We start from the raw sequence: 20,288 nt of genomic DNA, 5'->3' as shown, positions 1-20,288 counted from the left end.
TTATGAACATCAAACCTTTTAATCTTTGAAGTAATTATAAGATTTAATAAAATTAAAAGGTTTTTTACTAACTTAGCAATACAACATAAAAATTAATAGTAAGCGACCAAGAACCTATATTATCAATTTTTTTGATATAGGTTCTTTTATTTTACGTATGCATAAAAAAGAAACTTTTAAATTTATCTAATGTTTGAGATTAGAAATCTACTATTGTGGAGAAGCTATAAAAAAGAGGAATGATTATTATGTCAGATATAAAAAAAATTATTAATAGTTATATTACGTGTTTTAGAGAAAAGCAGGGAAAATCAAAAAAACTACTACGAACTGAACGTTTTGAAAATGATGTTATCATGACGGTTGGTTGTGCTCGAAAATATAATGAACTAGGAGGTTATAAAAAATTCTACGAAAGTATTATTCAGCTAAAGGGTGAAGGCACGTTGAAAGATTTGGCAAACCCCCGATTAAATGGGAAAAAGCCTAGTCTTCATGAAGCATATTGGATTGTACCTAAGTATGTTGAAAATACATGGGATAAAGCAGCGATGGCAAAGGTAATGAACTATTTAGATTTAAGTTTCTATTTACGAAAAAAAAAATATCAGACTGAAGATGAGTGGAAGAATATATTAATACTCTATGAATTTATAAAAAGCAAAGATTCACATAAAGAAATAAAAAGAGAGGAGCGCTCATTGATGTTATTTAGGAGTGAAAAATTTCATGATGATATTGAAGCGGAAAAATATTTAGCTTCTTCGGCGGGTAGTCGTTTAATGAATCGGCTTCAATTAAAACCAGCAGACCTTTTGTATAAAGTTGTACATGAGCCATTTCATTATTGGAAGAACGAAGCAGTTCCAGAAAATAATTTACATGAAGTTCTAATTGTGGAAGGTTTATCCACTTTTCAAACCCTTAAAGAGGTATTAATACAACAACTTCCATGGAAGTTTGGACCTATCCCACATTATTTAATTTGGGGAGAAGGATATCGAATAAGTAAGACACTAGAATATTTGAATGATATTATTAGTGATCCTACCCAGCTAACAATACGTTACACAGGTGATATTGATTATGAGGGGTTCAATATCTACTTTGACGCTAAGAGTAAATATAGGGATCTCAACATTTTGCTGGCCTATCCTTTTTATTCTTTTTTAAGTTCATTTTCAAATGAATTTGCAACTAATATATTGACAGAACAAAAAGTAAACAATAAAAATTTATTTCTACTTCAAGACGAGTTTAAAAACTATAAAGAAGTTTTTGAAGTGATTAATAAATTATGGGACGAACGGAGACGTATTGCTCAAGAATGTATAAATTTTGATACTCTTTTTAAGAGGGGGAGTGAATGATGGGAAAGGCTCTAAATTTGTCATTTGATGATTTAGGAGCACGTTTTAAGACCCTAATTCCTGTTTGGATTCTTGGTACGGGAGCTAATTTTGGTAGGTTAAATTATTTTGCTCGTCATGTGTCATTTACCCTCATTGCAGTAATTTTCTATCAAGAATTATTAGATGATCTTAGGCGAACACGAGATGATTTAGTACAGACGGTTTATAAGATGACAGAATTAATGAAGATAGAGTGTGATTTGGATGAAGCAGAGAAGATAGTTGATGCTCTTATGGTTAATGAGGGGAGTTCAAAGCATACTTTTGCTTTCCAAGAACAATTTTTTAATGAGCAAATAATGGAATGGGAGACATTTCGTTTTCAATACCTTGAAGTTGATAGGGATGCGACAAATTTCGAGGAAGGGGTACCGGTTTATAAGCTGTCTGAAGAAGCTCAAGCTCTTTTTTTAAATACAAATGAAGTTCAAAAGCACCTCCCGATTTCGATACAACAGATATTGATTGAGCTGCTAATTGAAAAAGGAGAGTTGAAGTCGGCCTTAAGGATGTTAGATTCGTTGAACCATAGAGTTATGACACTATCCAAAGAGGAAAAAATTCATAAAGATGAGCTAATAAGAAATCCAAAATCAACAATATACGATCATAAAAATAGATGGGGAAAGCAGTTGAAGGAAGTGGAATCGCAATTTGAGGAAGAGAGCCAAAAATACCGGAAACTAGATGGGATTTTACGCAGAATTGCTGTTTCTCCAGAGCACCAAAATACTTATATGCAATTAACAAAACGACTGACTAAAACTAAAAATAATCATGATAAGTTAGCAAGGTTAGTTATTGAAAACGTCCGATTAGAATTACAGATAAGAAATTCTCATTTTCGAAATATATGGTTAACAAATACTACCTCATTTAGAAAAACGATTTGGGAAGATAGGGCAAAAGTAGTTGGTTTTGTTCATGCTGATGAAATGTTAACTTTGGTGGAATCACTGTTTTCTCCTCAGAAACCTTCCATCTTACCAATGGAATGGGGAATTGAGGAGCATATGGATATAAAAAGCTCTACTTTTGGAGGAACGGGAACCAAGAGAAAAGTTTATTTAGAGCCTATTTCTCTTGATTGGGAATCCATTCTATTATTATGGAAGCCTATATTTGAGGAATTACTAAGGGCAGGAAGTGTTTCCTTGAAATATTTACAACAAATAGATGAATTTACATTGGCAAAGTGGGTGGAAAATCGTGATGCTTTTGATTTCTGGTTAGCTTTTGCCTCAATGGATGAACCTTTTATTATAAGTAAAGAAAATATCCAACAAATAGACAGTGATGATAAAGCTTTGTTGCTCTCTAAGTTGATGGAGAAATATCCAGAGCTATCCGTATTAACGGGTAGACAAATTTTTAATAGCCCAAGTAATGATGCAGTGGTATTACGAAATAAAATTGATGTATCTACTTACATCTTAACCTTGAAGGAGGCGAAGGAAGATGAATATCGCACAAATTGAAAAGGCAGCTTTTGAATTGGTAGCTTGTTTATGGCAGAGGAAATATCTACCGAATGATCATGCATTGGTTCATCCATATATTGAATCTCAAGAAGTTCGAAATTGTGTAAGAAGACTTGCAGATAGCTTTGGATTAAAAGTTGTAAGACAAGATAAACACATGCATATTCTTGTGCAGCCACATAATTCCTTCCATACTAATCCAATCTCTGAATTAAAGCGAACTGTTAAAACTTATGATAATCGAATTAATTTATTTATTATGGGAGTAATATGGATGGTTATTTGTTCGGAAGCGGATAACGATATTGATTCTAAAATTAAGTGGGAAAATGAAGGTCTTTCTTATGGAGAGATTGAAGAGCTAGTGACTAAAACATTAAATCATTGGTACGAACTTGATGCCGAATCGGAAGGAACATTTTCAAAAGACTGGTCCCTCGCGGTGAGTGAAATGCATGAAAAATGGAAGTTGCTTCGCTATCACAAATTAGAAAATGGACGTGTAAGTTATATTAAGGAATCTAAGTTTGGTTTAATAGATGGTGCGGTAAGGGAGCTGGAAAAGGATAAAATGGTATTCATTGAACGCACAGCGCAAACCAGTCGGATGACCCCAACACCTGTTTTTTTTGAAAGGTTACGAGCAAGGTTTGGAAATATGGATAGATATCAGGACCGTTATGATGCGTTCCAAGTATTATTGGAAGACGTAAAAGAAACAGGGGAAATGGGGGCGTGATAATTATGAAATCATTAAAAGACCAAATCGCAAATATAATTAACGGAAAATTCACGATATTTAAGTTTAGTAAAGAACTACTTGAACAAACTGTTTGGAGTCTTAGAAAGTTAGAAGCGAAGAGAATGATCCATTTTAATAGTTTTCTAATTATAAAGTGTAGTGGGGAGTTGAAAGCATAATGGAGGCGAGACTTGCAAAAATGAGGGTAGTTGGGCTGAAATATGATTCAGGTAATATACATACGGATGATCTAAAGCTGGATTTTACTATTCCTGAGGCAATGCCGAGTCATGCTGCATATATTCTTCGGAATGGAGGAGGGAAAGGTGTATTTTTTCAAATGTTGTTTCAGACTCTGGAACCTTTGGCTTCATGGAAGAATGACCTAAACCATGTACATCATTTCTTTTTTAATACTGAAGAGAGACCTATAGAATATACTTTTCACGTTGTACAAGAATGGCAAGTTTCATTATCAAAACGCGTGATACTTGGCATTACGGTGACTCCACGTCTTGTGTCAAATGATAAAAGGAAATTTACCAATTCTCCTATTGAACTAGATTATTTTCTATATACAAAGGAGCCTTTAATAGTTGAGAAGGCTGATATCTTTGATTTTCAATTGTGGGATGAAAAAGAAAAAGAGGCAGTGTCTTTTAGTACGTGGAAAGAAGAAATTAAGGCTGATAAGTCGTTTCATTTTTATTCGAAACAAGAAAAAGAACAGTATTTTGAAAAAATTGAGGAGTTTGGATATGATGCTAACACGGTTAATATTTTAAAGAAAATTAATGTAGGAGAAGGTGGATTCGGTAAGTTCTTTGAAGGTTCTACTGATAATACAGGATTGTTTTACAACCTTCTTGTGCCTACTATAAATGATAAAATTGAAGGAATTGATTCGCGAAATAAAAAAGAAGTTTCAGTTGTAACCACATGGTTTTTAGAAGTCTTAAAGATTTCAAAAGAATTGCCGGATTTGTTAGCAATGGTAGACAGCATTGAACAAATTAATGATTATATTTTGCCACTCCAAGATCGTTTTAATGAAGGAGAAGAAATTAAACAGAAAGTAGAACTATGGAGAAATAAAGGTGCAGAACTTCTTCAACTTCTCATTACATTAATGGAATACAAAGAAAACCAGGTAGACAAACTAGAAAAAGAGCAAAGTGACCGGAAAGAAAAACGCGACTTAGCAAGATGGAAATATGCAAACATCGATTATATTGCTCTGCATCAGGAGAAAGATGAAGTGGATGGTGAATATTATGAGTTGGAACATAGACAATTGAAAGCAGACTTTACTGTTAATGGATATCAACAGAATCTAATACACCAAAAAGTGAATTTAGAACTAAAAAGAAGGATGGAAAAATTAGATGAAATCGAAATAAATAATCAAAAAATTTCTACGCTAATAAATTCCGATGATATGAAAGGATCAACAAATGATCTGGAAAGAATTAAGGAATATTTTATAAAATATTGGGAATCTATTTCTGAATATTGGGGAAATGAAATGAGTCGAAATGCACGCTCTATTCTCGCACATGAAAATAAAATTAAAGAATTACAAATGGATTTGGATATAGAGAATACACAGAAAAGAGATTTAGAGTTTAAGATACATGATCTTTCAAATTGTATAAACCAATTTGAGATTAGGTTAGAGGATGCTTGTTTACAGTATGGGGCAGAGTTACCATACCACATTTCTGACAGTATCGTTGAAATTGGATTAGAATTAAACGAAGTAAAAAGTGCTTTTGAGATCGCATTGAATATAAAGTCTAATTTGGAAAATGAAATTGTTAATATCAAAGTAGATATTGTGAGACAGGAAGAGAGTATGAAAGCGATCAAAAAAGAAATAAATCAATTAGAGAATGAAAACATAGAAATTACAAAAATAGAAAATGAATTACTAGCAAATGTATCAAAGATTTTAAAAACAAACTTTTCTACTGAAATGGAAAGAGAGGAATACTATCAGATTAAACAAGAACTTGAAAATTACTTAAATAAGATTAAAGATACTGTTAAAGAACAATTGAGGAAAATGGGGGCTTTTCAAGATGATATTCACTTGATAGAGGAAGGAGATAAAATCGGGTCTTATATTCCAAATATCGACTTATTAAAGGTGAAAAAATTATTGGATACTAATCGTATAGAGTCTATGTATGGAACTGAATATCTTAATAATCTTTCTATGGAAGAGAAACGATATGAATTAGATCGGAATCCAGCATTACGATATAGTATTGTAATATTGGAAGAGTCATTTGAATCATTAGATCTTTCATTTATGGAACAAGAATTAATTCGTAGCTATGTAGTATTGGTTGATAAAACAAAATCAACTAAAAAGGATAAAATGAGTACAACGAATCCGTATTTAGACAAACAAGATGAGATGAATTTTCTATTTAAAGACTTAAGTTATGGTTTTCTTGATGATGTGTATGAGTTCGATAAATGGAGAGTTATGCTGGAGAAAAGTATTGATGATTCTGATTATGAAATTGAAGTGTTAGAGGGGAAAATTAAAGAAATTGAAAAGGTTTTAAAGAAAAAAGAGGTTCTTTTGAATGGAAAGCTCAAAACTGAGTTGGCTCAAAAATTATTGGATCTTCAGGCAGAAGAAAGAAAATACATTGGTATCATATCAGATATGAAGGGACAATTGGAAGAGAAAGAAGAAGAGATGAAAAAACAAGTGGAAGAAAATGAGTTGTTGAATCAAAAGATAGGTATTATTGAAAAGAATGAAGAAGAGCTCATATTATTAGAGAAAGAACTAGAACAAAACAAAGAAAATAAGAAGACAAAAGCAAATTTTCTTAGACAAATTGAGGAAATGGAAAATAATATTACCCAATTGATAGAAGAAGAAAAGAAGATTACTGTTCAAAAAGGGAACAATAAATCCAGTTTCGATAACTGGATGAAATCTGTAAGATATAACTATAGTATTATTAGGAATATATTAGGTGATATTCGAATGCCGGTAGTAGCGATACAGCAGGTATATGATAAAAGTAAAGATTTATGTTCACACACTTATCGCTATGCAGTGTCTAAAGAAGCGCGAGAATACATTATAAAATACAATGAGATTAATAAACACATAAGTAATAAAAATATTCGTTTGGCAGAGTTGAATCAAGCGGTTAAAATGTTGCAAAATCAAGTAATAGAACATGAAGATATCCTTCAAGAATTAAGCGGAGACATATGGAAGGGAATGACTACACCAGAGAGTGATGAAATGCACCTTGTAACGCTTGTTACTCAGGCAGAAGTACAATTGAATCAAGGTCAAGTGGAATTGGCTGAAAATCGAAATAGAATAGAATACAATCGTGAGGAAATTCAAAAATTAGAGAAGCGTTTGGAAGAAAAGAAGCAGGATATGGAAAAAGATTATCCGCGATTTGGTGCTGAATATATAGAAATTCCAGATTGTAAAGCAGCGAAAGCACAATATCGAAAAGAACGGAATCTCTTAGACAGGCAATATAGTGAAACACGAGTTGAAATTCAGAAACTTCATACATCCCTTGAAGGAATTGAACAAATAACTCGTCTTCTTAAAGACTTGAATTTGCCAGCTCATTCTGGACAAATATTATTAGAGGAAGAAAGATTATCTATCCATGAAGATCCTATGGGATATTTCACTCAGTGGAATCACAAATATAATACAGTTACCATGGATTATCGTCGTTATCAAGAAACACTGAGTAAACGTATTACACAGATAAAAGAAAAAATTGAATCCTTTAATAATATTCCGGAAATTTATCAAAAAGAATTAATTCATTTTTTATCTACTATTCGTGATATGAGCTTTGATGACGCACTAGCTTCTTTAAACAACTATCTTGATTGGGCAAAAAACAACCTTCAAGATGAACTTGAACAAAAAGAAAAAGCGGACAAAGCAATTGAATTGTGTGCAGAGCGACAATCAAGAAGAGTACTGGATGTCATTAATGGTCTTCAAGACATAGTTAGGAAATTGACAATTGTGAATTGGAAAAAAGAACGATTTCCATTAATAAAATACAATAAGAACTTTCCATTTCCAATAAATGTAGAAGATATTAAGCCATTAATCAAAGAATTTTGTATGAATGAAATTGACTTTTATGTTAGTAAGTATAAGGATGAGATAGATCATTTCACAGTGCATGATATTGCTAAAAGTGTAAATATATCAAAATTGGTTTTAAAGGCAATGGGTGATTTCCCAAGATTGATGATTCATATCCCTGGTATTGAAGGTGGATTACTTCGAGGTGAAGCCAAGCATGCGGTATATAAAGAATGGGAGACAATTAATCATGGAAGCATGACTTCTTCAACAAAGAGTGGAGGGCAAACCCTACTTGCACATTTTATAGTGATAGCAATGATAATGAGACAAAGGGTAGAGGAAAACAGTCCGTTATTTCTTGTCACGGATAATCCATTTGGAACAATGTCAGCACCAGAACTAGTTGAAGGAGTTTTTTGTTTACTCGATCTTTTAAATATTCAGTGGTTGGTTGTTGCACCACCAATTACAAATGTATCTATTACATCAAAATTTCCTACAATTAATAATATGAACATAGAGGTAGTAGAGGGACGTAAAGTTCTGGAAAAGAAGCTTGTAAAGAATTATCGTAAGTATTTACAGAACTATAGTGTTCTAAATAATCCAGAAGAGCAAGACAATATATCGTAAATGAATAAGTAATTAAATGGAAATCCAGGTATATATGTATCTGGATTTTTATATTGGATAAGTGCAGAAATCCCAAAAATCATAATCAATTTTTGGGTTGGAATTAGAGGAAGTATAAATTGAAGTCTTTAATTGTAATTTACTATAATGGGATAAGCCTTTTAACCTATCGAGTTCATATTTCAGAGAACAATTTAATTTATTTCATAAAAGTATTATAAATAAATGATACAATAAATAAGAAGAGAAATTCGTTTTTTATTATCTTCAAAAAAAAGGAAATATGGTACTCATTTTAATTGGGATTTATATGATACAAAAACTTGCTGGTTTTTTAAATGTAATAGAGGAATATAAAGATTATATGAGGGAACTAAAGAATCTAGATTTTGATCAATTAAAGGTGAGAAAAAATATAGCAAGATGTTATAATAAACAGTATCTAAGCTTATGTTTTAACTATTTGTCATGTGGGTATAATAGCCTTTTTTAAGATAAGATACGAAAAAAGATATACAGATAAAAGTGATTATATAAGAGTTTTATGATGGTGGGGCATTTCTAAAAGAAATGTAAAATACGATCCCTTGAATATGGAGGAGGTAGCAATTATTACTATTCTTTAGCTACATGTGTATATACTAAAATTGTTGTTAGTTAAATATTTTCTCTTAAATTTTTTGATTTTCATTATAGGTAATAAATTTAAATACAATTGTGTTATATCATAGAAAATAGGTGATTTGTAAATGAAAATAAAAAATCATATGGAGTTCACAGATAAATTATTAGAACATCAAATGGAAGCAGTAGAAGTGTTAGAAAAATATATTAATAGTGGATCAAAAAAACATGCATTAGTAAAAATGCCTACTGGAACAGGGAAAACAGTAGTTATAGGTTATGTATGTAATTGTTTTGAAAAACTTAAAAATATACTAGTTGTCACTCCGTCAAAAGGAATAACAGAACAAATAAAAAGAGAAATAAAATCAGAAATAAAAACTAAATTAGAGTTGTCTATGCAATTTAAAGAAGTAGAACATATTTATCCTAGTAATAAAATTGATGATTTAATTAAAATTAAAAAAAATACGGTTTTTGTAAGTACCATTAAATCATTAAATGATATAAGAGTAAATAAAAAAAGTTATTTTGAGGAATTAAAAAGTAAAGTTGATATTATAATATTCGATGAAGGGCATAGAGAACCTGCAAAGTCCTGGCAAAAAACTGTTAGAGACTTAGATAAGAAAGTTATATTATTTACAGCTACACCTATTAGAAATGATGATAATAATTTTAATATAGATAAACCATATATATATAATTACCCATTTCATAAAGCAGTTGAGGAGGGGAGAATAAGAAGAGTTATTTTTGATGCCTATGATGATAAAGAAGATTTAGAAAATTTCCTTAGATATGTATGTGATAAATCACAACGGTTTATAGGCGATAAGAGGAGCTCAAAAGTAATATTACGATTTAAAGATGTAATAGATAGTATAAAAGCAAAGGAAATATTAGAAAAAATCGGAAAAACTGTTATTGTTATTCATGAAACATTAAAAACTAATTTAGAAAAAAATGAATTTAAGAATGTGCCAAATCCTCAAGATATAAAAGCAGAATTCTGGTTACACCAAAATAAATTAATTGAAGGTATTGATTATAAAGAATTTTCTATATTAGCAATATACGATTCGTTTGCTGATGTAAGGTCATTAGTACAACAAGTAGGAAGGGTAGTTAGGAAAAATTCAGATTTCGATGAAAGTTTGGTGATTTACAGACAAAAAGGGATTAATCAAGAAAAAATGTTTAAAGAATATTTATATTATGAAAAAAGGTTAGAAAATAATATAAATTTAATAACATTTAATTTTGATGATTTTTTTAATGATATTTTATTAAAGCACCCTCCTGCGCTACATATGAATAATAGATTTTTAGAGAAAATTGATTACTTAAAAAAAGAGTTAGATGAAGAATTATTAAAAAATTTTCGATTACCTTTAAAGACAAATATTTATTTGCTAAAACAAGTAGTTAATGCAACTGATTATAAAATACTTTGTAATCATATTACAGATAATATTATTGTAAATGAAAAAGGGAAAATTATCTATGAACTTAATAATAGTAAAGAATTTGATCTAGTCATTATATATTCTGTATATAGGAATTCCCCATATTTAATAAATAATTATTTTATAGAGCCAAAACTAGGCATTACAGTTTTAAAGCTAAAAGAAAACTTTCTTTTTTATTATGATAGTAATAATATAATTTGCAATGAAATTACAGATTATAGTAAAAAAATCAGTTCCTTATATCTGCAAAAATTATTTAATCAAGAAAGTAAATTCAAGCAATTAACGATTAATAATGGTTATGCAGTAGATAATAATATTAGAAGACAAGTGGTATTTACTGAGGATATGAATAATGTGGCACCCTCCATTACGGATAAATATAAGTTTTGTACTACAATTTATGGGACTGTTAAAGGATTTAACAATGATAATAGAACGAGATATGTTGGGTTTTCTAATTCTCGAATTTCAGATTCATCACATCTATTTACACTAGATAATTATATGGGGTGGCTGGATTATTTATCTAATGAACTTAATAGTGGCAGAAAACAAAATAAAATTTTTGATAGGTATGCTCCGGTAACAACTGTTCCTAAAAAAACAGATCCAATTAATATATTATTTTATATTGATGAAAAACAAAGACAAGCTATTTCTGAAATTCGTGGAAGTCAAATGTATTGGGAGCAAATTATCTATGATATTAAGGATAATCAATTTGATATTATTTTTAATGAAAAGAAATATAAAATGAAAATTGAATTTGATTCTGTGAATGGTAAGTATATTTTACATAAAATTGACTCTAAAAATTTATATATAAATTCAAGAGAAGGATGCGAGGATTTAATTACATATTTAAATAAAGAACAAAGATTCCAGATACTAACTGCAAAATATGAAGCTATATATTTAAAAGGGAATTTTTATAAGATAGCAATTGAAACATTTGATGATAGATTAAACGAAATATTAATAGAATATGAATCGATGACTAAAATTAATAATGAAAAGGGTAAAGCTGATAGTTCAACAAATCAGAAAGCAGATTGGGATAAAGATTCCTTATTTTATTTATTATCCAGCATGGGACAAAATCTAAACCAGACAAGCGCTGGATCAATGGAAATATATCAAGCTCTTCAAGAAATGGATTATTTAATTTGTACTGATTTGGGTAAAGAAATAGCAGATTTCGTTGGATTAGATGAACAAAATGAGTGTATATATTTTATACATTGTAAGGCTAGTGAAGCGACACTATCTGCTTCTAAATTTCAGGATATATGTGGGCAAATAATTAAAAATTTAGACTATGTTAATCCGTTAGGTACCAGAGAGCCCAAAGACATTAAAAAATGGAATGAAGATTGGATTGGAACCAAATATAATGTTGTAAGAAATAGAATGATTAAAAACAAGGAGAATTTAAATTCGCAAGAAATTTGGGATAAAATCAAACAGATTGCATTAAAACAAAGTTCAAATATTTATGTATGGGCATTGCTAGGAAATATGTTTTCAAAAGATGAGTACATGAAAGAAAAACAAAAGAAAAAAAATCAAAAACCAGAAATTATTCAGATAGATTATTTACTTATGTCCACATGGAGTGCCGTTCAAAACTCAAATGCACAATTTAAAATTTATTTTGATAAAAAGTAATTGGAAGAAGTTTTACCAAAATAGAAATGGAGCTTTGAAAAACTAATTATGGAATAATAGAGTGAAAAGATAAAATATAATAAATATATTATAAATTAATTTGAAATGGATAATATTCAATTTATGAAAAGTTCAAATGAAATAAATTTAGTTTTATTTATATATGGATTTCAAGGGGGAAATTATCCAATTTAATAGGAAATAAGTCTATTTAATTACTCTTTAGATATTGAATAGACTTATTTTTTAAAAGTGAAAATTGTATTGATTAGCTGTGTCGTCATTCAAAATAAGCGACGCATAAACCCTGGCAGGGTAGTTTGCAAGATTAGTTTATTTTAAATCTTGCAAACTATAAATTGTTTTTATTATCTTCGTTACTAGACTAAATAATCATGGAAATAATTGTAGGTAATAATTATTATAGATTTTCTCGAATTTTCTCTTTTTCATAATCTAATAACTTTGGATTGTTCATTAAATTCTTATTAGTAATATATTGAAGAACTAAATCCTCATTTAATTCGGATGGAATAGATTGTGCTAATTTTTTTATTGCAGAGCTAGGTATTCCGAATTCAATAAGGATAGACAAATTTTCTCTAATAAATTCATTTTCAAGTTGACTTGCATAAGGTGAATAATTTCCAGGCTCAAATCCGTACTTTTGGCATACATAAGTTTGTAGATTATTTACAACGTTTAGCCATTTGGGAACTTTATATTGAAACCAATGTTTTAATATTTGGAATGTTTCTCTTATAGCATCATCTAGAATAGTTAGATCATCTTTTGCTTTGTTTTTTTCCTTTGATTTCATATATTTATAGTTGCTATTAATTAAAAATAGAATGTTTTTTTCTTTCCCATAATCATGAGTAAGCTTGACTAATTTTTTCTTAGTCATGGGTGAGGTGGTTTCACCTTTTTTGATTAAATTATCCCATGCCAAGTGTAGTATATACTGTAGTTGGTCATAATTAGGATAATTCCATTTAATTAAATGGAAATTTTTTGTAAGATCTTTTTTTAGCTGTTCTAAAATTATTTGTTGCCCTTTAACACTTAGGCCATTCTTCTTGAAGAGTTCTCTCTCTTCTTGTGGTATATTTTGTAAGTCTTTGTATTGTTGACTATCAGGAAAACGAACATTCTCATCTTCTATATGAATTAAGACTTCATCTGATATAGGTTTTTGCTCGAAAAATGGAATATCTACCTGTATATTTTCTATTTCAGGCTTTGGATTAAAATTATAAACTTTACCGACATAATGTATCATCATTCTGCCGGATCTCCCACAAATATTACTATAGTCAAAGAAATCGATTGGTTTTCCACCTTTTTTTGAATCAAAATATATTACATTTTTAGCACTAGTGTTAACACCTTCAATAATAGTTGAGGTGCAAAAGAGATATCTTAACTTTTCATCGTTAAAATATTTAATTATTGAAGTGCTAATGTGTTTTTGTAGTGCTCCATCATGTATTCCTATCCCATATTTCAAACAATTAATTAATTGCCAATTTTTATTAATATAGTTTCCTATCCAATCAATTAAAGGGATTTCTCTGGAAGAATTATTTTCAATTATTTCTCTATTAATTAGGTATTTTAAAAATTTTATAGATAAGTTACGGACCCTACTAGGAGAGGAGCAATAAATTATTGTTTGCTCTCCTTCTAGTTCATATAGTAAATCAAATAGCACCTTTTCTTTAAATTCTTTCTTATGTCCTCTTGTGCCAAATTGATTTTTATATTGAGAATATACATCTATGATTTGATTATCAACCAAAGAGTATTTTGTTTTGTAAAATTCTGCATTATATTTCTCAGCAAAACCAGGAGAGATATTGTCGATATTTGGACCTAATAGATAAAAACGAGCATTATGTTTATTAACTAGTAAATTAAATGCATTATTTAATGTATCAGATCTTTCGTCATCTCTCTTTGTACTGAGTTTATAAAACTCATCTAGTATCAAAAAATCGATTTTAGGTAAATTTGTATATTCCATTACTCTTTCTGCTGTTAATAAAAATAAGTTTCCTTTTTCTTTAGAAGGTTTTTGTGAAGTTCGAATTATAATTTTGTAATAGTTAGAATAGTTTTTGAGCTTTAATCGTGTTTCTTCTAATAAAGCAAGGGTAGGTTGAATAATTACAATATTTTTATATTTTTTACTTGAAATCAATTCTTCTATTAAAAGGCTTTTTCCAAAGCTTGTAGGAGCACTTACTACTAAGTTTTTTCCTTGCATTAAAAGATTTAATAGAATTTTTTGTTCTTCATGTAAATATTTGTTGATTAATTGTGGGGATTTATGATATTCTTTTCTAATTTTTGCTGCTGTACCATTAATACTAGTTTGTTGCTTTAATTTCTCTAAATAAGGATAAAAACCCGCAGATTCCACTAAATCAATCCAAATGTCTTTAGTAGATGTATGTATCTTACTCCAATTATCTAATATATTAATGATTAATTTATGCGCTAAATGTTCAGTTTCTAAATTATATAATAGACTGGAACATTCTTTTGCGAGTTGGAAACTTTCTTCTAAATCCAAGCTATTACCGTTAATAAGCTTTTTTGTTAATTTTTCCATTTGTTAATCCCCCAATAATTGCATTAAATATAATTTTTTATGTAAACTTTTTACTAACTCCACTTTGCATTTAACAGGAAATAATAATAAAATGATATTTAACTTAGTTTTAAATGGATGATTATTCTGAGTATAGAAATGATCTTGAAGCATTCTTATTTCTTTCTCATATTCGGAAATAAAAGCTGAGCAAGTTTCATCATTATACTTATTAAAGTTTTCGCTAGAATATGTACATAATAGAGGGATATTAATTGAATTTAATTGATCAATTAATTTTGTACTACCATTCAATAAATCTAGCCAGTAATTTTTTTCGGGAATGTTATTAAAGTGTTTTACCTTTTTTGAAACTAACATAAATTCACTGTCTAAGTAGTCTTTTTTAAAGTGTTCCATTATGTCTCCAATTAAGGCAGACACTCCTTTTTTTCCATCAGTATATAATTTTGACTCACCTAACCAAAGTGTTTTAGTATTTGGTTGTATATGTATAGCGTCAAATCCATGAACCGTATGCCCATAGGAATCTTTAAAATATATCTTTGATAATAACGGAATAGTTGAGTGGAATTCTCGAAGTAATAAATGTAAAATTAGTTCTCCAAATTCACCTCTTCTTAAAAATTTTTTTTCAATATCGTCATCAGATATAGAATTACCATTCATATAAATATTGTTAACTTCTGAAAACTCAGTAATATTGTAAATTGCTTTTGCAGCTTCACTTACTTTTGAAACAAGATTTTCATTTTCTGTTGAAGTCCCTTCATGGAATCCAAATGAGAATTCAGGTATTACATTTAATAATAGTTGGGTTAGTTCTTTTAATCTGTATTCTGTTTCACCCTTATCATTTAAATCAAATCCTACAAGATAAGTTGAAAGATTCGGTTCAGAAATAAAAGGTTGAATTATTTTATGTGCTCCAAATACACTCATAAATTTTTCAGCTCCTAAAAATTTAACAATTGAACACTATACATTTAATCGATAATATTATTAATTTTAACATTTTTTCTTATTATTTCAAAATTAATATTTAAAATTCGTTATATTAATTTAAAAAGTATTTAAGATGTAATCTTTATTTTTTATTGTTGTTGGTTATGTATATAGAAACTTAGTTTTTTACAATAAATAAAGTTATAACAAATATAAACAATAATTGGCTAGTTATAGGGGAGTATAAATAGCTAATGGAAATTGAGTGCGTAAGAGGTATCAAGTTCTTAGAAAATACATTTAATTCACTATTGAAATTAATGAGGGATATAGAGATGCGTTAAGATTTGCAGAACTTATAGTAAACGCACCTATGATCCTAGAATAATTATTAGGAAGCAAATATATATTTAAGTTAAAAACTATCTCCAATATGGTTGAGCTTACTAAGAGTATTGCAAAAATAGGAAAAGGTAAAGGGATATTTTTTATAAATATTTAGAATGGGCTTGTTTTAATTTGGATGTCCTTTTTAATTAATAGGATACCAGAATACATATGATTTAATAAATTACCAAAGTTTTAAATTTTATTATGTGAAATATCTAGATCAATAGCTACTTTTTGGAGAATAAGCATGGAAATATTTCTTTTTCCACGTATAACTCCAACGATATAAGCTTGTTGGAGTTTGATTCGTTCATCAAATTCTTTTTGTAGGAGTCTGCTTTTTTTATGGAAATCAGATGTGTGGTTTTTTATAAGAAGTAAGTTTTAAAGTATGGAAAATTTAAGGAGAATTTATTGTATAATGAAACTATGTAGAAATACATGGTTTTTTATTTATTGAGGAAGGGGTCATAATGGGGGAAGGCAGCATAACTATTAATAAAATATAGGAAAAAGAGTAGAATTAAAGAAGGTATATATTAAAAATTAAATAATTAATAAGATAAGGTGATGAATAATGAAATTCAGTAATATTACAATAAGGAACTTTAGGAATTTTGAAAAAGTAAATATAAATTTAGATAATAAAAATGTGATTTTCGGGATGAATGATATTGGAAAAACAAACTTTTTATATGCATTAAGATTTCTTTTAGATAAAGATGTAAGGAAATTTGGTTTTAATAAATCTGATTATCATAAACATGACACTTCTAAAAAAATTGAAATTATTTTAACACTTGATTTGTCTGATTATGAAAAAGATGAAGATACAAAAAAACTTATTTCAGTGGTTAAGGGAGCTAGAACGTCGGCAAATGCAGATGTTTTTTATATCGCACTAGAATCAAAATATGATGATAAAGAATTATATGGAAACATAATTTTAAAATGGGGATCAGAATTAGATAATTTAATAGATATTCCAGGGAGAGGGAATATAAACGCGTTAGACAATGTATTTAAGGTGATTTATATAAATCCTCTAGTTGATTTAGACAAATTGTTCGCGCAAAATAAAAAGTATATTTTTGAAGAATCACAGGGGAATGAATCAGATGAAGGGATTTTAAGTAATATTAAATCTTTAACAGATCAAGTAAATCAACAAATAGGAGAAATGACAATTATTAAAGGTTTCCAGCAAGAGATAACAAATGAATATAGATCTTTAAAAAAAGAAGAGGTTTCTATTGAATTGAAGTCCGAAATGGCAATTAAAGGATTTTTCTCAGATATTATTCCATATATAAAAAAAGACGGTGATTCTAATTATTATCCAACCTCAGGGGATGGTAGAAGAAAAATGCTTTCTTACTCTATATATAACTATCTGGCTAAGAAAAAATATGAGGATAAAATTGTTATTTATTTAATTGAGGAACCAGAAATCAGTCTACATAGGTCAATGCAAATTGCTTTATCAAAACAGTTATTTGAACAATCTACATATAAGTATTTTTTCTTATCCACTCACTCTCCTGAACTTCTTTATGAAATGGATAATACTAGATTAATAAGAGTCCATTCAACTGAAAAAGTTGTATGTTCTTCCCACATGTATAATGTGGAAGAAGCCTATGGAAGTGTCAAGAAAAAGTTAAATAAAGCATTATCATCGGCTCTATTTGCTGAAAGAGTACTTTTAATAGAAGGTCCTTCAGAAAAAATATTATTTGAAAAGGTTTTAGATGAAATAGAACCAGAATATGAATTAAATGGAGGTTTCTTGCTTGAAGTAGGAGGGACGTATTTTAATCATTATGTGTGTACATTAAATGATTTAGGTATAACCTATATAATTAAAACGGATAATGATTTGAAATCAAAAAAAGGTAAAAAGGGTGTATACGAATTACTAGGATTAAATAGATGCTTAAAATTGTTAGGACGTGAAAATCTAGATGAGATTACTATTGAAATCCCTGAAGATATAAAAGGTAAAAAGAAAACAGAGAGACTAAATGAGAGAAAAAAAGAGATTTTTAAACAATATAAAAATGAAGTAGGGGAATTCTTAGGAGAACGAATATATTTATCGGAAATCGATCTGGAAAATGATCTATATTCTGCAATTGGTGAAAGTATGAAAAGAATTTTTGAAAACGAAGATCCCGTGCACTATTTACAGAAAAGTAAACTATTTAACATGGTCGAGCTAGTAAATAATTTAAGTACAAAAGATTGTTTTGATGTCTTTGAGCACGAAAAATTTGCATGCCTAAAGGAGTTGGTGGGTAGTGATAGAGGATAAAATGTCTAGAGAACAAATAATAAAGGATGGGGGTAATATCCTTGTTACTGCTGGAGCAGGTTCGGGTAAAACAACAATATTAGTTAGTAAAATTGAAGCTGATTTAAAAGGAAATAAAACTCATTACTCAATTGCAGCTGTTACTTTTACTAATAAGGCAGCAAAAGAAATCGAGGGAAGATTAGGATATTCATCAAGAGGGAATTTTATTGGCACTAATGATGGTTTTGTCGAGGCTGAAATTATTAGGCCGTTTATTAAAGATGCATTTGGAAACGATTATCCAGACAATTTCACTGTTGAATATTTTGATAACCAATTTGCTTCATACGAAGAGGGACTGCAACTACTGAAATATCAAAATATATTAGGAACTTATAGTAATCATAAAAAGAATTTTAAGTTTCAATTGGCTTTAGATATTTTAAAAAGATCACTTGTCGCTAGACAATATATGTTTTCAAAGTACTTTAAGATATTTATAGACGAGTACCAAGATTCGGATAAGGATATGCATAATTTATTTATGTATTTAAAGGATCAGCTTAAAATTAAGTTATTCATTGTTGGTGACCCTAAACAATCTATTTATATTTGGAGGGGAGCAGAACCTGAAAATTTTAATGGTCTTATAGAAAATTCTAAGGATTTTAATAAGTATAATTTAACATCCAACTTTCGATGCTGTCAGGATATACAAAATTACGCTAATTTGTTTAATGAAGAAACTAGAAGTTTAATTAAAGAACAAAATGAGGTTCAAAATGTAATCAGTATAGCGGGTGATATGCCAATTTCAGATATTTTATTAAAGTTAACAGGAGTGAAGCAGATATTAAAACTAGATGAGGAATTAGTGATTTTAGTCCGGAGACGTGATCAAGCTGTTGAAATAATGAATGAATTAAATGAAGAAGGGTTTAATTTTATTTTTATTCCCCAAACTCCTTTAGATAGGGCAACTCCAAATGCAACTCTTTTAAAAGAGGTAATTAAATATGTTAAAAATGATAGGTATTCAATATATGATTTAGCTGCTGAAATTGTAGGTAATCTAAACCCACGAGAAATTAGGGAGATACAAAAAATAATTAATGAACTACTTGTGCCAGATATTAATCAGGTACTAATTAATCAGGTATTAATGAATTTATTTGCAAAATTAGAAATTACTTTAGATACTAGAGAAATTGAAGCATTTACAGAAGTAATGATGACTAATGAATTTGATATAGCTTTTGATACAAATGAATATTTACATAAAATATTTACTGTACATTCTGCAAAAGGTTTAGAATTTAATCAAGTCATTATTACTGCGAGTGATTACAAAGTACATTATAATATAGATACTAATGAACATTATGTTGCTACAACTAGAGCAAAAGATAAGTTAATTGTAATTATGGATAATAAAAGGTACTCAGATTATATTGAGATGTTAATAAAAGAACTTAAAATTAAAAATATTATTAAGTCAATATAAAAAAATTATATTTATCTTCTATGCTGAAATCTTAAACTATGAACCTCTCAAACATGTTATAAAAATTATTGAATTAAAAAGACTCCCTACAGAATCTAATATAGCTAAAGATTTATTTAAATTTATACGAGATATCTTGGCACATTTCCCTTTCTTTGATTCATGGAATGAAGTCTATATAAACAAAGAAATGATAAATTGATACAAAAAAAGCATGACGTTAGATAAATTTCTAACTGCTTATGAAGGGGAAACAGAGGTTAAATATCGATTTTGGAATTCTAAAAAGAAATCTATGACATATTTAAGTATAAAATTCCCTATTTCCTATACCGCTGGAGAAAATATATATCTAAAAGATATTCTAAATGAAAAGAAGGCGTTCAATTTAAA

General features: G+C 28.9%; 11 protein-coding genes. 8 read left to right on the top strand and 3 right to left on the bottom strand.

All coding sequences use genetic code 11. From position 1 onward, the window contains the following. The first annotated feature begins 248 nt into the window (after positions 1–248). From ACS2FK_RS24195 to ACS2FK_RS24170, 6 genes are all read left to right on the top strand, one after another. Positions 249–1,370: a Wadjet anti-phage system protein JetD domain-containing protein gene (locus ACS2FK_RS24195; RefSeq protein WP_230387374.1), complete on the top strand. Its 1,122-nt coding sequence runs from the start codon at positions 249–251 to the stop codon at positions 1,368–1,370. Next, complete coding sequence (locus tag ACS2FK_RS24190) at positions 1,367–2,890, top strand: hypothetical protein (protein WP_161517732.1); 1,524 nt, start codon at positions 1,367–1,369, stop codon at positions 2,888–2,890. Before ACS2FK_RS24195 ends, ACS2FK_RS24190 begins: the two co-directional genes overlap by 4 nt. Then, a complete protein-coding gene (locus ACS2FK_RS24185) occupies positions 2,871–3,632 on the top strand; it encodes a DUF6063 family protein (protein ID WP_230387373.1) in 762 nt (253 codons plus the stop codon). Before ACS2FK_RS24190 ends, ACS2FK_RS24185 begins: the two co-directional genes overlap by 20 nt. A 5-nt stretch (positions 3,633–3,637) precedes the next feature. Beyond that, a complete protein-coding gene (locus tag ACS2FK_RS24180; RefSeq protein ID WP_154816443.1) occupies positions 3,638–3,814 on the top strand; it encodes a hypothetical protein in 177 nt (58 codons plus the stop codon). After that, positions 3,814–8,376 (top strand): hypothetical protein, encoded by a 4,563-nt coding sequence (locus ACS2FK_RS24175; RefSeq protein WP_063549807.1) that lies wholly within the window; start codon positions 3,814–3,816, stop codon positions 8,374–8,376. The genes ACS2FK_RS24180 and ACS2FK_RS24175 overlap by 1 nt, the downstream gene beginning before the upstream one ends. 749 nt (positions 8,377–9,125) lie before the next feature. Continuing rightward, on the top strand, positions 9,126–12,143 hold the full coding sequence (locus tag ACS2FK_RS24170) for a DEAD/DEAH box helicase (protein ID WP_063549809.1): 3,018 nt from the start codon (positions 9,126–9,128) through the stop codon (positions 12,141–12,143). 421 nt (positions 12,144–12,564) lie between these two features. On the opposite strand, the gene ACS2FK_RS24165 is transcribed toward ACS2FK_RS24170, so the two are convergent. From ACS2FK_RS24165 to ACS2FK_RS24155, 3 genes are all read right to left on the bottom strand, one after another. Next, positions 12,565–14,760: a DEAD/DEAH box helicase gene (locus ACS2FK_RS24165; protein ID WP_063549811.1), complete on the bottom strand. Its 2,196-nt coding sequence runs from the start codon at positions 14,758–14,760 to the stop codon at positions 12,565–12,567. A 3-nt stretch (positions 14,761–14,763) separates the two neighbouring features. Beyond that, on the bottom strand, positions 14,764–15,702 hold the full coding sequence (locus ACS2FK_RS24160; RefSeq protein WP_063549813.1) for a HamA C-terminal domain-containing protein: 939 nt from the start codon (positions 15,700–15,702) through the stop codon (positions 14,764–14,766). Between the two features lie 585 nt (positions 15,703–16,287). Continuing rightward, positions 16,288–16,467 (bottom strand): helix-turn-helix domain-containing protein, encoded by a 180-nt coding sequence (locus ACS2FK_RS24155; RefSeq protein ID WP_080470027.1) that lies wholly within the window; start codon positions 16,465–16,467, stop codon positions 16,288–16,290. 205 nt (positions 16,468–16,672) lie between these two features. Here ACS2FK_RS24155 and gajA point away from each other — a divergent pair, with 205 nt between their 5' ends. Continuing rightward, positions 16,673–18,409, top strand: a complete 1,737-nt coding sequence (gene gajA, locus ACS2FK_RS24150) for a Gabija anti-phage system endonuclease GajA (protein ID WP_063549815.1) — start codon at positions 16,673–16,675, stop codon at positions 18,407–18,409. A gap of 1 nt (position 18,410) precedes the next feature. After that, positions 18,411–19,895, top strand: coding sequence for an ATP-dependent helicase (locus ACS2FK_RS24145; protein ID WP_063550082.1), 1,485 nt, complete (start codon positions 18,411–18,413; stop codon positions 19,893–19,895). The last annotated feature ends 393 nt before the right edge of the window (positions 19,896–20,288 follow it).

Source organism: Bacillus cereus group sp. BceL220, assembly GCF_051776965.1.
Taxonomy (GTDB): Bacteria; Bacillota; Bacilli; order Bacillales; family Bacillaceae_G; genus Bacillus_A; species Bacillus_A cereus.
Note: the sequence above shows the minus strand (reverse complement) of the source record. Positions and strands in the feature narration are given on the sequence as shown.

What these genes read in the sequence shown, in the direction of transcription:
- ACS2FK_RS24170 (WP_063549809.1), top strand. Translation starts at nt 9,126, where the DNA reads ATGAAAATAAAAAATCATATGGAGTTCACAGATAAATTATTAGAACAT.
- ACS2FK_RS24175 (WP_063549807.1), top strand. Translation starts at nt 3,814, where the DNA reads ATGGAGGCGAGACTTGCAAAAATGAGGGTAGTTGGGCTGAAATATGAT.
- ACS2FK_RS24145 (WP_063550082.1), top strand. Translation starts at nt 18,411, where the DNA reads ATGTCTAGAGAACAAATAATAAAGGATGGGGGTAATATCCTTGTTACT.
- ACS2FK_RS24190 (WP_161517732.1), top strand. Translation starts at nt 1,367, where the DNA reads ATGATGGGAAAGGCTCTAAATTTGTCATTTGATGATTTAGGAGCACGT.
- ACS2FK_RS24185 (WP_230387373.1), top strand. Translation starts at nt 2,871, where the DNA reads ATGAATATCGCACAAATTGAAAAGGCAGCTTTTGAATTGGTAGCTTGT.
- ACS2FK_RS24180 (WP_154816443.1), top strand. Translation starts at nt 3,638, where the DNA reads ATGAAATCATTAAAAGACCAAATCGCAAATATAATTAACGGAAAATTC.
- ACS2FK_RS24195 (WP_230387374.1), top strand. Translation starts at nt 249, where the DNA reads ATGTCAGATATAAAAAAAATTATTAATAGTTATATTACGTGTTTTAGA.
- gajA (WP_063549815.1), top strand. Translation starts at nt 16,673, where the DNA reads ATGAAATTCAGTAATATTACAATAAGGAACTTTAGGAATTTTGAAAAA.
- ACS2FK_RS24160 (WP_063549813.1), bottom strand. Translation starts at nt 15,702, where the DNA reads ATGAGTGTATTTGGAGCACATAAAATAATTCAACCTTTTATTTCTGAA.
- ACS2FK_RS24165 (WP_063549811.1), bottom strand. Translation starts at nt 14,760, where the DNA reads ATGGAAAAATTAACAAAAAAGCTTATTAACGGTAATAGCTTGGATTTA.